The following is a 15,111-nucleotide window of genomic DNA, read 5'->3' as shown; positions in this document are numbered from 1 at the left end:
CTCCTTACTTTAATAAGGGGGTTACCCCCTTAAAAGCCCCCATTTAATAGGTAACAAATAGAACTTCCCTATTAAATAAAAAAAGGAGGCATGTGCTGAGCACATGCCTTAAATCTATTCTTTTGCCGCCTTAGCAGCTTCCACTACCTTTTCACTGATACTTTGAGGAACCTCTTCATATCTTATAAACTCCATTGTGAAGGATCCCCTTGCTTGAGTCATGGATCTTAAATCTATGGCATACTTAAACATTTCAGACTGTGGAACTTCAGCTATAACCATCTGTTCTCCAGAGTTTTGAGGCTCCATACCCATAATTCTACCTCTTCGCTTGTTTAAGTCTCCCATGATATCTCCCATATAATCTTCAGGAACCAATACCTTAACCTGAACGATTGGCTCTAGAAGTACAGGCTTTGCCATCTCTAATCCTTTCTTGAAGGCCAAGGATGCAGCAATTTTAAAGGCCATTTCAGAGGAATCCACATCGTGATATGAACCATCATATAGGGTTGCTTTAATATTTACAACAGGATAGCCTGCTAGAGGTCCTGAATCTAGGCACTCTCTTAATCCCTTTTCTACAGCTGGGATATAGGCCTTTGGAACAGATCCTCCAAAGATTTCCTCGGTAAATTCGAAATCCTGCTGAGATGGTTCGAATTTTATTTTTACATCTCCGTATTGACCATGTCCACCTGACTGCTTCTTATGCTTGCCTTGTACATCTGATTTGCCTCGGATGGTTTCTCTATAAGGAACGATAACATCGTCAAGCTCAACCTCTGTACCAAATTTATTCTTAAGCTTACTTGTAATAACCTTTATATGAAGCTCTCCCTGACCCTTAATTACAGTTTGCTTGGTTTCTTGATTTCTTTCATAGCTAAAGGATGGATCCTCCTCAACTAGCTTGTTTAAACCAGAGCTGATCTTTTCTTCATCACCCTTAGCCTTTGGCTCAACAGCTAAACATAACTGAGGCTCAATAAATTCTATTCCGCTATAAAGTATCGGTGCATTTAAATCGCATAGGGTATCTCCTGTATTGGTATGTTGAAGCTTGGCAACAGCCGCTATGTCTCCAGCCATAACCTCTGAGATTTCCATTTGGGTTTTTCCCCTTAATAGGAATGGATTACCCAGCCTTTCCTTTTCATCCTTGTTGGCATTCAGAACCTCCATATCAGATGTAAGCTTACCGGATATAATCTTGAGTAAGGATATCTTTCCAACATAGGGGTCAACAATGGTCTTAAAAACCTGAGCTGAGAAGGGCTGATTAGCCTCTAAGGTTCTTTCCTCTTCCTTATCATTCTCAGGATTTACACCCTTTTTAGCTGGCATATCCTTTGGAGATGGCGAGTAATCTACAATCATATTTAGTAAAGTTTGGGTTCCGATGTTCTTGATGGAGCAGCCACAAATAACGGGAACGATGTCTCCAGCAATAATACCCTTTCTTAAACCGACTTGTATTTCCTCCTCAGTAAATTGCTCTCCTGAGAAATATTTTTCCATAAGCTCTTCATCGGATTCAGCAACGGACTCCATAAGAAGTTCTCTAATGGAATTAGACTCTTCGATAAGGCCTTGAGGTATTGGTTTATCTACACACTCTTTACCATTATATTCTCTAGCAATCATCTTAGCGATGTTAACGTTTCCAATAAAGTTTCCGCCATCCGCCATTGGAATTTGGAAGGGTGCTATTTTTTTACCGAATTTCTCTCTTAGGTCATTCAACACCTTTTGGAAGTCAGCATTTTCTCTATCCATTTTGTTTACAAAAATAAAGGTTGGTATTTTCTTATCCATGGCGAAGGCCCAGGCTTTCTCAGTTCCTACTTCTATTCCACTGGTTGCGTCAACTGTAATAACCATTCCCCCTGCAACCTTAATTGCACTTTGAACCTCACCAATAAAATCGAAATACCCTGGTGTATCTATAAAATTTATTTTATATCCATTCCACTCAATTGGAATAATTGATGTACTAATAGATATTTTTCTAGCCATCTCTTCTTTGTCAAAGTCTGATACAGTATTTCCATCCTCTGTCTTACCAATTCTTGTTGTTACCTTTGTTGTGAATAGTGCTGCTTCTGTTATAGAAGTTTTACCTGAACCACCATGTCCAAGTAGGGCAATATTCCTAATCCGATCAGCTTCGTATTTTTTCATTACCTTTCCCCCTTAAAATGTAAAGTATGAATTTTTAGATTAAATACAATATTCTATATCTTTTTAAAAATCCCTTTTTTAATGTTAATTTTTTTACCAATTATAGTTATTGGCAATATTAATAAATTTATTCAATTTGGGAGATATTTAGTATATATTCTTAAATTAAAACTTTATAGTGTCCAATTTTCTTTCCATTATGTTATAATATATTTGTAAATTTTAAAATTTTTTAGTAATAAGGAGGATTTATCGATGTCTATTGAATTTCGTCCTGAAATAAAGGACTTAGTACCCTATAAGCCTGGTAAGCCTATAGCTGATGTTAAAAGGGAGTATGGTCTCACAGAAGTAATTAAGTTGGCCTCCAACGAAAACCCCCTTGGATCTTCACCGAAGGCAAAGGAGGCTATTAGAGGGGCCCTTGATAACCTAAACATTTATCCCGACGGAAACAGTACTGATTTAAGAGCAGCCCTGGCAAAATATCTACAGGTTGATGCCAGCAAGGTTTTGCCTAGTAGTGGGTCTGATGAAATGGTGGATATGATCTCTAAAACCTTCATCAATCATGGTGATGATGTTATTATGGCAGATGTTACCTTCCCTCGATACTTAACTACTGCAAAAATGATGGGAGCTAATCCTGTGATTATTCCTTTAAAGGACTTCTGCTATGATCTTGAAGGAATGAAGGCTGCTATAACCGACAAAACGAAAATGATATGGTTATGTAATCCTAATAACCCTACCGGTACAATGTTTACAGAGGGTGCCTTAATCGAATTTCTGGATGCTATACCATCAAACATCGTAGTGGTATATGATGAGGCATATAATGAGTATGTAACAAGGGATGATTATCCAAAAGACAGCATGAAGCTTTTAGACAAATACCCTAATATTATTATCATGAGAACCTTCTCCAAGGTTTATGGCCTTGCGGCCCTTAGAGTTGGTTATACCATAGCCTCTGAAGAAATAATCAACTATATCAATAGAATTAGAGGACCCTTTAATGTTAACGCTCTAGCTCAGGTTGCTGCTATGGCTGCCCTTGAAGATACAGACTTCTTAAAGAAAAGCTATCGAGTGAATAAAGAAGGAAAAGAGTACTTGTATAATGCCTTTAAGGAAATGGGAATTAAATTTGCCCCATCTGAAGCCAACCATATTTTCTTAGATGCTACCAAGGATAGTCAGCTAGTATTTACAGAGTTACAAAGAAGAGGGATGATTATTCGTCCAATGTATGGTACATATACTCGTGTATCCATCGGAACCATGGAGCAAAACAAAAAATTCATTGAGCTATTTAAGGAAGTATTAGCTTTATAAAAGACATAAAGCACTGACAGGTGCTTTTTTCTCTTTTTGTGATTTTTCATTTTCAATCTTCAACTTTCAATTTTTTGGCTTCTTATTTCTCAATGTTTTTAAGATAAAAGATGGCTAGCTGAGTTCTATCCCTTAATTCCAGTTTTTCCAATAAAGAAGTTACATAGTTTCTAACGGTTCCTTCACTGAGGTATAGGCTATTAGCTATTTCTTTATTGGATAATCCTTCACCCACCAGCTTTAAGATTTCCAACTCCCGTTCTGTTAATTCCACCTTCAGCTGCTGAGTTGGTGATTCCTTTTTAATGAAGTTTTTAAGAGAAGAGGCTATCCCCTTTTCAAAAACAACGTTTCCCTTCATAACCATCCGAATGCTTTCGATAATACTATCGGAGGATTGACTTTTTAAAATATATCCCTCTGCTCCATGCTTAAGGGCTTCCTTTATGTATTCATCATCTCTAAAGGTGGTGAGCAATACGATTTTGATGTGGCTATACAAATTCTTAATGTTTTTCGTTGCGATTACCCCATCCATAATAGGCATCCTAACATCCATCAAAATCAAATCCACACTACTGTCCTTACAAACCTCGAGGGCTTCTTGTCCATTGGCGACGGCTGCTACAACCTCCATATCCCCTTCAAGCTCTAATAAAATCTTTAGGCTATCTCGAATAAGGGCATCATCATCAACTATAAGAATCTTCATTAAAAACACCTCCTTTTAAAATGAGTAATGTTAAATGTTAAATTGAGGAGACTAACTAATTATTTATAAAATATTATCTATTTATAAAAATTAGTTAGAGTTCTTCCAAAAAAGTTTTCTATAAAAACTTTTTCAATAATTCAACATTCATCATTCACCATTCAACATTGTCTAATAATTACTTATACAACATACATACAATCATAAATCCATCATTGCCATTTACTGAGATGGTACCCCCTATGTTATTAATTCTATCCCTCATGCCTCCAAGGCCCATATTCTCTGTAATACTATTACATCCAACACCATTATCCTTAATGACAAGCCTGGTATACATTTCATTGGTTTCGATTAAAACCTCCACCCTGGTTGCCTTTGAATGCTTGGAGATATTGGTTAAGGCTTCCTTAATATTGGAGACAAGAATCTCCATATGATTAGGGGATATACTGCTGAAATCTCCTATGTACTTAAAATCTATGGGACAGTAGTGAAAATGCTTCAAGATACTTTCTATATATCCTATACCTAGATTATCCTTAGGCTTAATGTTATGCACAGTCTCCCTTAAGAGAACCAATGTGTTGGATAGGGCTGAAACCGAATTTTTTAAAAGGTCTTGAGCTTTGTCATGATTCTTATCGAATAACTTCTCCGCAGCCTGCATCTGCAATAATATCCCTGCTATGCTATGGCCTATATTATCATGGATTTCCCTTGCGATTCTATTTCTTTCCTTGATCTCTGTTAAGTGGGTTATCTCCTTCGCCGATGCCAATAATTTAGCCCTAGACTGTTCTAACTGATATCGTGAGATTCTCTCCTTATCGAAGGATTGCTTCAGTCCTCTTTCCTTTTCCTTTAAGCTATGATTGACATAGGAAAAAAGGCAGCTTAAAAAGATCAATAAGAAAAAACTGAGGAGAGTATTCAACTCCAAGTAATGATAGGCTATTACTATAATGGGAATTATTCCGATATACAATCTTAATTCAATTAAATCAAAGGCAGTTATGGCGTAGAGTATTAAAAAAATGGTATTATGCTCAGCTGAAATAAAAATGATAGCAGCCTCTAGACCCATAAGGAGCTTAGAATTATGATATTTTGTTCGAAATATGTTAGATGCCAGCATTAGAAGAACAAACATCAGCTCAACCACAAGAAGCTGACTATTTAAGATGAGTTGTATTAAAACAAATACTAAGATGCTTATTTTAAACAAAATCTTCATTGGATATCCCCTCACTATACCATCCTTATGATAAAATTATACCCCTTTGATTCTCTATTTTTCAAGTAATAGTATCATCAAAGAGGTATATTAATGAAATTATAGCTGTTTAGCGTTTAAAACTATAGTCTAAAGCTTCTCTTTTTATGTAGATTCCTATAGATTGTAAGGATTCCTGCTATGGCTATCCAAATAGCTGTGTAGTTAAAGAAAAATAGGACATTTCAACACATAAATCTATTCTACTATTAATAGACGCCTATTGTAAACAAATTATATCTCAAAACTTCCTGCCAACATATTTTATGCAGTTACTTCAGATTTTTTCCATGTTCCTAGCAGGAAGAATACTACACTAAAGAGTATCAGAATTATAAGCTCAGTGGTAATGGCTGTGATGGGTTGCCCGTGTAGAACCTTTTCTATTCCCTTTAGAATCCAGGTGGTAGGTACAAAGTTAGAGACTCTTTGCAGGGTAGCTCCCATAATATCCCTCGGCCAGAAGCATCCACCCAGCATAACCATTGGCATCACCAATAGTGGAATTAGCACCGAAGCCTGCCTTGAATCTTTAGATAGGCTGGTTAGCGCGTTACCAAAGGATATACACACTAGTGAAAAAGCAAAGAGTAGGATTATTAGGTTTATAATTGAAGGACCCATATTCATTTTAAATACTTGACTCATTAATAGCATGATGGCAAGAATTTGAAGCTGAGTAACCACTAAAAAGCTTAGAAGATTCTGTAGCATATAACTTTTGAGCTTTAGAGGTGATGATAGTACCCGATAGAAGGTTTTATTTTTCTTGTCCTCTAAAATCAAGGTAGCTGCACTTGAAGAAAAGAATAGCATACTCATAACCAGAAATCCCATACCATTTAGAGTGATGATTCTATCTCCTGTTTCATTGTCTATGGAAAGCCCCTCTATACCATTTAAACCATTTCTATAATATTCTACACCCCTATAAAAGTCGTCTTCATTTCCATTGACGGTCTCTGCTATATGTTTTGCTGCACCCAGGTAGTTTTCAATATATAGACCTACAGGCACCGATACATCCGTCTCATTAATCCGATGAACCTTTATTTCTGCTGCGGACTCATTATCCATAATAGATCGGGTGAAACCTTGTGGAATTACAAATCCTAGTTGAAGACTGTTATCGATAATCTTCCGTTGAATTTCTTTCTCATCCTCTATTCTTAAGATAGTGCCTCTTGACTCAAGACTCTTAATAAAATCCTCTGTGAAGGACGTACCATCAAAATCTGCCACCCCAATGTTAAAGATATATTCACCATCACCACTGATAATCATCGTTAGAGTAATAAAGGCAATTGGGAGAACTATCATTGACAGCAGCATCCCCTTATCACGGAGAATTCGTTTAATACTATATATAAAGACCATCATTGTACCTGCCTCCTTCCAGCCATTATAGATGTTAAGAATAACATAAGGCTTATGGCCCATAGACCCATGATAAACACCTCGGCCCCCTTAAGGCTACCATCGAATATTTGATTAAACATTGCCCTTTGGGTTAGATAATTAGGTGATACAAGCTTTAATCTATCAAATAGACCAGCTATTTTTCCTCCACCAAAATTTGAAAGGGGCATATAACCTCCAGAAATAAAGGTGAATACTGGAACCAGGATGCTGGATATATTATTTGCTGCCCGTCTATCTCCCGTTACCATTGAGAGCATAACCCCTAGCCCAGTAGAAAGGGTTGCCAAGGAAAAACATATTAACATAATAACTCCGATGCTGCCTCCCCAATTTACACCATAGGCATACTTAGAAAAGAGTACAACAATCAATGCTTGAAGAGTTAAAGTTAGGACAATCCCAAGGGTCTTACCTATATACAATTGGTATGCTCTAATAGGTGAAGCCTTAATTCTGCTTCCAATACTATCAAAGTAGTCCTGTGCAATACCATATATTCCATAGCTTGAACCATACATCATAATCATTGCCAACATGGTTACACTATAATAATCCATAGAGGTAGGAATTCTACCCTTTATAGATATTGTGGAATAATCGATACTGTTACCAGGATTATAATTAGGATTCATCTTCCCTAAGGTAGCTGTAGCTGCAATTGCATTACTTCCATTGGTAAAGGCCTCCACTACATTGGCTATAACCTTCGATCTAAAGTTTCCATATCTACTGCTGACAATTTTAACCTTCGCCTCTTTACCCTCCTGTAGCCTTAGAGAGTGGTCTTCTTCAATAAATATAAAACCCGATACCTTTTGTTGGCTAATCAGACTTACACCCTCTTCATAGGACTCTATCTCTACAACCTCTAACAATTCTTCTACATCCTCTACCTGCAAGAATTCTTCAAAGGCTTGAGTAAAGCCGCCTTTATCAAGGCTCAAATATGCTACTTTAGTCTTACCCATCTCACTGGGGGTAAAAGCAGTGGATAAGGCTGATCCTAAAATGAATATCAGAACTAAAGGGAAAACGATCATCGTTACCAGGGTCTTTTTATCTCTAAAATACCTTAATATTGTATAATAAACCGTAAAAATAATATTTCTCATCCATATCACCTGCCTAATCCCTTAATGATCTTCCGGTGAGGATCAAGAAGATTCCCTCGAGGGTGGGTTTCTCAATATTCAACCCTTTGATTTCAATACCCTTCCCACCTACTTCATCAATAATTCGACTTAGATTTCCCGCACCTCTTACTGATACAACCAATAGTTCATTTTCTTGTAATAGACATTCCTTAACACCATCAATTTTTTTGATATCGTCGACTAGATTGAAGCTTATAGCGGATAGCTGAATAGTTACCCTTTCCTCAAAGGCAATCATTGCCTTTAGTTCCTCTTTCGTGCCTTTAGCAATTATTCGACCATGGTCTATTATGGTAATATTGCTACAGATCTCCTCTACCTCCTCCATATAGTGGGAGGTGTATATCACCGTTGAACCCATTTTATTAAGCTTTTTTACCGACTCTAATATCATTTTTCTGGATTGAGGATCTATCCCTACGGTAGGCTCATCCATTATAATCAGCTTTGGATGATGCATAATGGCGCAGGCTATGTTTAACCTTCTTTTCATACCTCCAGAAAACTTTTTAGGAAAATCCTTTTTTCTTTCCTGTAATCCCGTAAAATTAAGGGCCTCTTCAATTCTCTCCTTGAGAAGGTTCCCCTTTAACCCATAGAGCCTGCCAAAATAATCGACGTTTTCATAGGCTGTTAGGTCTTCAAATATTGCCAAATCCTGTGGAACAATACCAATTTCCTTTTTAATATCATACTCATGCTTTTTAAAGTCCTTTTCAAATATCTCTATGCTTCCTTCATCGAATCTAGTTAATCCTAGTATTGTGTTAATCAAGGTTGTTTTGCCTGCTCCATTGGGTCCCAGCAATCCAAAAATCTCCCCCTCTTTTATGGATAGGGATACATTATCCACCGCCAATAGCTCATTATATCGTTTTACTAGGTTTTTTATATTTACAACCATCTCTATTCCTCCCTCAATTTAATTTTATAATCCTATCATAGCCCCTATTAGATATCAATAATAGTGACTAAAATAATAAATGCATATGACATTTGTCATATGCATCCTTAGTTTATGATCATAATACTACAGATAATGGAGGATCTCATATCGGCTTATTTATAACATTTAGTACCTCTTCTACATAATATAAAGTGAAACAATTGCAATATTCTATGAAGGAGGAGTTAAGATGAGTGACAAAGATCTATATAAATTTGATAACCAAAAATACTTACAAAGTTACTTAAGTCTACCTACAATGATGTGGTGGAATTGGAATAATTGGATGAATTTAATGAATTACAGTGGAAATTGCTGGTTTAATGCCGCTGGAAGAAAGATCACCTATGCAATCATTAAAGGAGGCCCACTAGCCCCTAATATAAACGGTGTTGTATATTTTGTAGATATTCCTGAGGGAACTCAGGTATGTGCAAATGTCAATGGTCTACCACCCTTTAAACCTGCCACCAATAGTAGTGACCCAATAGGTCCCCATGGTTTTCATATCCATGAGTTTGGCAACTGTGAGGTTGGAGACCCCTCGAACCCCTTCCAGTTAGCTGGAGGCCATTGGAATCCTGATAACCAGCCCCATGGTAATCATGCTGGTGATTTCCCCGTACTATTCTCCAATAATGGAGCTGCACGAACCTGCTTCTTTACAAATCGTTTTAAACCCTGGGAAGTACTAGGTAAGTCCATCATTATTCATCAAAGCCCCGATGATTATAGGAGTCAACCCGCAGGAGATGCTGGCAAAAGGCTGGCCTGTGGAGTGATACAATAAAAAACCAAGGCGAACCTTAAGGTTCGCCTAAAAAGTTTTTATCAAATATATTTAAGGTTTTTCATTCACACTTTCGATTTTTTACTTTTAACCTTTCACTTTTCACTACCGTATTGGACAAGCCCCATTTACACAGCTATCGTCAACAATATCCTCAGCTGCCTGAAGCTCCTGCTTTTCATATTTACTAATTAAGGATGCAATAAAGGGTTTCATCTGTTGTACCCTTATATTATATTCATCCTCATCAATTGCTTCATAGGGTAGAAGCTTGTAGAAATTATCCTCAAGGGATAGGAAGGATAGTGCTACGATATCATCCCAGTTGTTCCACACCCATTCTTCAACCTCTTCCCATTCATGGTTTCTTACATGAATCGTTATGGAGCAGTTATGATCTACATAATACTTCATAAATCTCTTGTAATTTTCCAATTGTTCAATAGCGCTAACATCATACTTTGTTTTACCTTTTGGTGCCCTAATTGGGAATTCTACTACCTTAGTTGCACAGGTTTCCCATTCCTGTCCTACCTCAGGATATACAGGATAGCCTAATTCCTCACACACCTTCACCAACGGATCATGGGAGCTTATCCTTATCCTTCTGACATAATAGGGTGCATGGGAATAATGAACTCCACTGGAAACAGTAGGTAATTGACTAAGGGTTCCTTCAGGTTTAACTGTGGTAATAAGTAGGGGCGGATTTTCCCCTATTTCTGCAGCATAGGTCTTAACCTCTTTATGGGCAGCTTCCCTTAACTTACTTAAAAGCTCTTCCTCTTGATTAATCGTTAGACCTACTGCATTGACCATATCCTGCCAACCAGTTAGGGAGCAACCCACTAGCTTGTCACGCTTTTGTACAGCGTCCCATTGGGGAATTTCTAGTTCCACACAAGTCATCCTATAGCCAGCACGAACGGATAATCGCTGGGCCTGTATTAAACCCTCCATATCTAAGCTTCCATCTTCCTTAACGAAGGCATATACATTAACTGTTGTTAGATTACATAAGCCCTTTGAATCCAATAGGATTTCCCCACAGGGGTTTACACCATTCATGTTATTTCTACGCTTGGAGGCTGCCTCTGCGTTAACCCACCCAGGCTCTCCGGAATATCGCATTTTTTCAATTTGCCATTTTAATTGATCCCTTGAAGGCCTTTGGGTATAATATATGGAATTGTTGCTCATTTGTCTATGGATAATGTCCTTATCTACGATCCATTGTCCATCAATTTGCTTATATAAATTGGATTTAGCTTCAATAGACTCTTTATCCTTGGCATCGATTAATACCATTTCTGCAGTACGTCTAACCCCACCAACAACTACGTTCTCTCCTATTATATTGGCTATGTCTAGGCAATCAATTGCCTTCAGCTTAACTCTTTTGGCACCGTTTATAAAGCCCCTCTTTTGTATCACACTACTAATTTTATGGAACATATTCTTTAGACTTGTATGGCCACTGGCGGTGCCCCCAAAGGTCTTTAGTTTTTCACCCTTTTGTCTCACATTATCATAGTTCACAATTATGGTTTTAACATTTCTATACTCATTACTATAAATTAGTTTGAAGAAGAAATCTAAAGCTTGAACCCATCCTTCTTTGCTATCTCCAACAGAAATCTTTACTGTATTGTTGTAGAAGAATTCTAGGCTTGTGCTATCTTCCCTTGCTTCGGCTGGTAAGGGACTGTAATCCTTATGGATGATTTCATAATCTGTCCTTACCTTTGGCATTTGATCAACATCTTCTTGCAGGATACGAACACCAACACCAGAGCCAATCATTAGTAGATAGAATAAATCACGATAGCTTTCAAAGCTCTCAATTATTAAAAAGGCACAATTATAGTTGGACATTGGATAATTCTTAGCAACTGCAGTGTTTCCTACCCAAAAAGTTCTACCCGATAGAAACTGCTTTAAATTATAGATGTTATCAAAGAGCTTTTCTGCTTCTTCTTTGGTTGTCGCAACAAGACTACAGTTATATTCTACTGCTCTTTTTATGGTTTCCCACCAGTATTCTCTTCTGCGTTCCTCTGGTAGCCACCTTGAATATGTACGATAGTATACGAAATCCCCCAATTGACCCATAGGGGATGGTCTATGCTTATATTTACTGATAAACTCATCAGATAATAGCTGATCATCCTGCTTTTTTCTACTGCTTCTTACTCGGTCTCGATCACTTCGATAGATGATATAAATTTTTGCGACATCCTTTCTATGGCTTTCCATCAGCATGTTTTCAACCATATCCTGGATATCCTCAACGTAAATTGGTGAAGGGTAACCCTTAACATACTCTACGATTTTATCTGTTATTTCATGACTAAGCTTACTATCCACCCCTTGCTTGGTTTCTGCCATTGCTCTTTCAATGGCATTGGTTATTTTTGTGCCATTAAAATTAACTGTAGACCCATCCCTTTTAATTACCTTGATCATAACGCTCCTCCTTTGATGACTCAATTAACTACTGCATCATATGTATAATTTCCCTCAGAAAATTCTATATCTAGTGTGCAGCAACTTGCCTATGTACAAAATATTGTACCATTGCTGGTTTTCTATGTCAATAAAAAGGAACCATAAATCCCTATTAGTATAGTCGATAGGTATTCTTAAAATCAGCATATAGTTTCATTTCATAGAAAAATACTATGGTATTTAGTAAAACCATAGTATTTTTTATATAGATATTTTATTCAATCTAAAATTTAGGATTCCTACTCTTCAGCCAACTGAATTAGCATTATTCAACTAAGGCTTCCCAGGTATATTTGTTACCTGCGTTCCATAACACCCATTCCTCAAGACCTGCATCATAGGTGGCCTGAATTTGGGCTCTAATCTGCTCCTTATCATAAACCTGATAGTAGCCTGCACCAAGATAACTGGCAGTAAAATCCTGAAGCCATGGTCTTAATACCGCCTTAGGTTTATCCGTCTCTATGGCTTCTATTCTTTCTCTAGCAGTGTTCATACTAGTATAGATAATTGTGTAGGGATCTTTATCTGGTATTGGTACACCATAGGTTCCAAGGGCATAATGAGATGGATAAACCATTGGTAAAAGAACATCTGCCGATAGGGCAACTGATTCAAGGTGCTGACCTAGACCCATATCATCCGACACTGTAGTTACAAGGCCAAAAATATCAGCTGAAACATAAACACCATAATCCTTTAATTCTTCTCTAGCATGGGCCAAGAATGCTGCTATAGCCTCCGCCTTTGTTTCATCTTCTTCAGCTTCACCATAGTCAATGATTGCTCTGTTTCCATCGGTAGGGAAACGGACATAGTCAAACTGAATATCCTTAAAACCCATCATTGCTGCTTCTTTAGCAATATCTATTACATAGTCCCAAGTTTCACGATTGTAAGGATTTAACCATGCATCCCCTTTTCTATCTCTCCATACCTCACCGGTATTTGTCTTGATGGCCAAATCAGGTCGAACAGAGGTAATTTGCTTATCCTTAAAGGTTACGATCCGAGCTATGGGGTATACGTCATTCTCCCTTAGGATATCCATCACTCCGGGAAAATCTCTTACCTTTATTATTTTATCAGCCCCAACCTCCTGTACTAGAGGAATGCTGGATTTATAAGTCATTGTGCCATAATCATCCTTAACATCAATCACCCATGAATTAATTTCTGTTTCTTGAGTAAGCTGCAAAACCTCTTCAAATCGTGATTTAAGGCCTATACTATGACCGGTCATAAATATTCCTTTAACCTTACGATATACTCTATAGGGCTTCCATGTGGTGTCGGGTTGAAGAAAGTTATCATCATTTAATACTATGTTATCTAATTCTTCCTGAGCCCATACTACATTATTATAAGTAGTGGAATTGTGATCTATTGTAGTTTCGTCTTTTTTTGAATTAATAGCAAATACTGATGCTATCATTCCCATTATCACAATCAACGCCACAGAAATTTTTAATATTGGATGTTTCATAATGTCCCCCCTATCATATAGTCAACTTCATTATATCATAGGCTTCGACACTTCTCATCAATTTTTTACATGGTAAATCTGACCTAGATCTATAGTAATCTAGGTGTAGACTGATAAAAGCTGGTAAATAAAAGGCGCAAAAAAAGTCAGTCATTGTACCGTATTATAGAAATACGTATGAATGCTGACTATTTGTGACAGTTTAATAGGAAGTGGTATAACCACTTCCCGTTACTTTAATTTTTCAATAATACTTAAAATTTCTTCAATTGTGTTAGAAATAAATTCACCTTTTCTATACTTACGTTTTGCTACAATTATCTCAACTTCATTTCCTCTATTTGCTATCTCTCTGACAGTTGTAGGAATTTCTATGAAGGCCCCCAACTCCTTATAATCTCTATCCAACACTATAAAAGTAGGAATCTTCACCTTTCCACCAACTCTATAGGGAGCTAGCACCTTTTCATTTCCTTCACGGGGTAAGATGCTAAAATGTACATTTGAATTTATCTCATTTATTTTCTGAAGGGCAGGGACGTTTATAATGCAATCTGGACACCAAATTTCTGCAAAAACTAAAATATATATTGGTCTGTTAACTTCCTTTATTTTATGAAGTAAATTCTCATCTATTTCTATTGCTTCATAGACTTCTATAATTTTTTCGCGGTTTATGTCCTCATCCTTATTAATGAACTCTAAAAAACTACAACCTGATTCATAAAGCTTTTGAAAATCCATTATTCTCTTTCCCCCCTACCTTTCCTATTAAAATCAATTATATCATTTATTCTTTGTAAAGATAAGTAACATCGATAAAATACTAGTTTTTGGCAAGTACCCCTCTGTCCACTTATATAAGATATGCAAATCGTAACTTGATAAACACAGTTTTTTTAAGTAGATAGCCAAAATCATTTATGATTTTGTGTTAGTCACTTCGTTATAAGTAGACGACAGAGATTCTAATTTCTTGTCGGTCACTTAGTTAGAGATTTGAGACCCTTTACCTTAATATTTAAATCATAAAAGGATTAAAAAATCCACTAACTACCTTGATTTTTTTTGTGAAAGGCTTAACTGCTGTGTTCGAGATGGGAGCATGAGTAGACGACCAAAATGTTTGATTTTGTGTCGGTCACTTCGTTAGCCGAGGGAGTTCCATTTCCTTTGTATATCAATTTACGGAATGAGCTAAGGCTAACACCTTAAGCTTCGCTATCTATATTTTTTTTCAAAAAATAAAAAAATCATGCCGCAATGTCCTACTCTCCCAGGACCCTGCGGTCCAA

Annotated in this window: 11 protein-coding genes; 2 read left to right on the top strand and 9 right to left on the bottom strand. The window is 36.9% G+C overall.

The features are described 5' to 3' along the window. Positions 1-114 precede the first annotated feature (114 nt). Entirely contained in the window at positions 115-2,184 is a 2,070-nt protein-coding gene (fusA, locus tag F8153_RS07105) for an elongation factor G (RefSeq protein WP_151865689.1), read from the bottom strand. A gap of 255 nt (positions 2,185-2,439) precedes the next feature. Here fusA and hisC point away from each other — a divergent pair, with 255 nt between their 5' ends. Beyond that, positions 2,440-3,522, top strand: coding sequence for a histidinol-phosphate transaminase (gene hisC, locus F8153_RS07100; RefSeq protein WP_151865688.1), 1,083 nt, complete (start codon positions 2,440-2,442; stop codon positions 3,520-3,522). An 82-nt stretch (positions 3,523-3,604) separates the two neighbouring features. Here the strand turns inward: hisC and F8153_RS07095 are convergent, their stop codons facing one another. The 5 genes from F8153_RS07095 to F8153_RS07075 all read right to left on the bottom strand — a co-directional run bounded on the left by F8153_RS07095 (position 3,605) and on the right by F8153_RS07075 (position 8,990). Continuing rightward, positions 3,605-4,234 carry a response regulator transcription factor gene (locus F8153_RS07095; protein WP_151865687.1) on the bottom strand — a complete coding sequence of 210 codons (630 nt, stop codon included), beginning with the start codon at positions 4,232-4,234 and terminating at the stop codon, positions 3,605-3,607. Between the two features lie 178 nt (positions 4,235-4,412). Next, a complete protein-coding gene (locus tag F8153_RS07090) occupies positions 4,413-5,471 on the bottom strand; it encodes a sensor histidine kinase (protein ID WP_151865686.1) in 1,059 nt (352 codons plus the stop codon). Between the two features lie 303 nt (positions 5,472-5,774). Beyond that, complete coding sequence (locus tag F8153_RS07085) at positions 5,775-6,950, bottom strand: ABC transporter permease (protein ID WP_151865685.1); 1,176 nt, start codon at positions 6,948-6,950, stop codon at positions 5,775-5,777. Continuing rightward, a complete protein-coding gene (locus F8153_RS07080) occupies positions 6,887-8,044 on the bottom strand; it encodes an ABC transporter permease (RefSeq protein ID WP_151865684.1) in 1,158 nt (385 codons plus the stop codon). Before F8153_RS07080 ends, F8153_RS07085 begins: the two co-directional genes overlap by 64 nt. Positions 8,045-8,057: 13 nt before the next feature. Further along, positions 8,058-8,990 (bottom strand): ABC transporter ATP-binding protein, encoded by a 933-nt coding sequence (locus tag F8153_RS07075; protein ID WP_151865683.1) that lies wholly within the window; start codon positions 8,988-8,990, stop codon positions 8,058-8,060. A gap of 232 nt (positions 8,991-9,222) precedes the next feature. On the opposite strand from F8153_RS07075, the gene F8153_RS07070 reads away from it, so the two are divergent. Next, positions 9,223-9,822 (top strand): superoxide dismutase family protein, encoded by a 600-nt coding sequence (locus F8153_RS07070; protein WP_330577761.1) that lies wholly within the window; start codon positions 9,223-9,225, stop codon positions 9,820-9,822. Positions 9,823-9,927: 105 nt separating this feature from the next. On the opposite strand, the gene nrdJ is transcribed toward F8153_RS07070, so the two are convergent. The 3 genes from nrdJ to F8153_RS07055 form a co-directional block, all read right to left on the bottom strand. After that, positions 9,928-12,288 (bottom strand): ribonucleoside-triphosphate reductase, adenosylcobalamin-dependent, encoded by a 2,361-nt coding sequence (gene nrdJ, locus F8153_RS07065; RefSeq protein WP_151865682.1) that lies wholly within the window; start codon positions 12,286-12,288, stop codon positions 9,928-9,930. A gap of 307 nt (positions 12,289-12,595) precedes the next feature. Continuing rightward, a complete protein-coding gene (locus tag F8153_RS07060; protein ID WP_243136930.1) occupies positions 12,596-13,816 on the bottom strand; it encodes a putative glycoside hydrolase in 1,221 nt (406 codons plus the stop codon). Positions 13,817-14,047: 231 nt separating this feature from the next. Next, positions 14,048-14,560, bottom strand: coding sequence for a thioredoxin family protein (locus F8153_RS07055; RefSeq protein WP_151865681.1), 513 nt, complete (start codon positions 14,558-14,560; stop codon positions 14,048-14,050). Positions 14,561-15,111: the final 551 nt, after the last annotated feature.

Origin of the sequence: Alkaliphilus serpentinus, assembly GCF_009017255.1 — a bacterium.
Classification (GTDB): Bacteria; Bacillota; Clostridia; order Peptostreptococcales; family Natronincolaceae; genus Alkaliphilus_D; species Alkaliphilus_D serpentinus.
The sequence above is the reverse complement of the archived record's forward strand: the minus strand, read 5'-3'. Positions and strand labels throughout refer to the sequence as shown.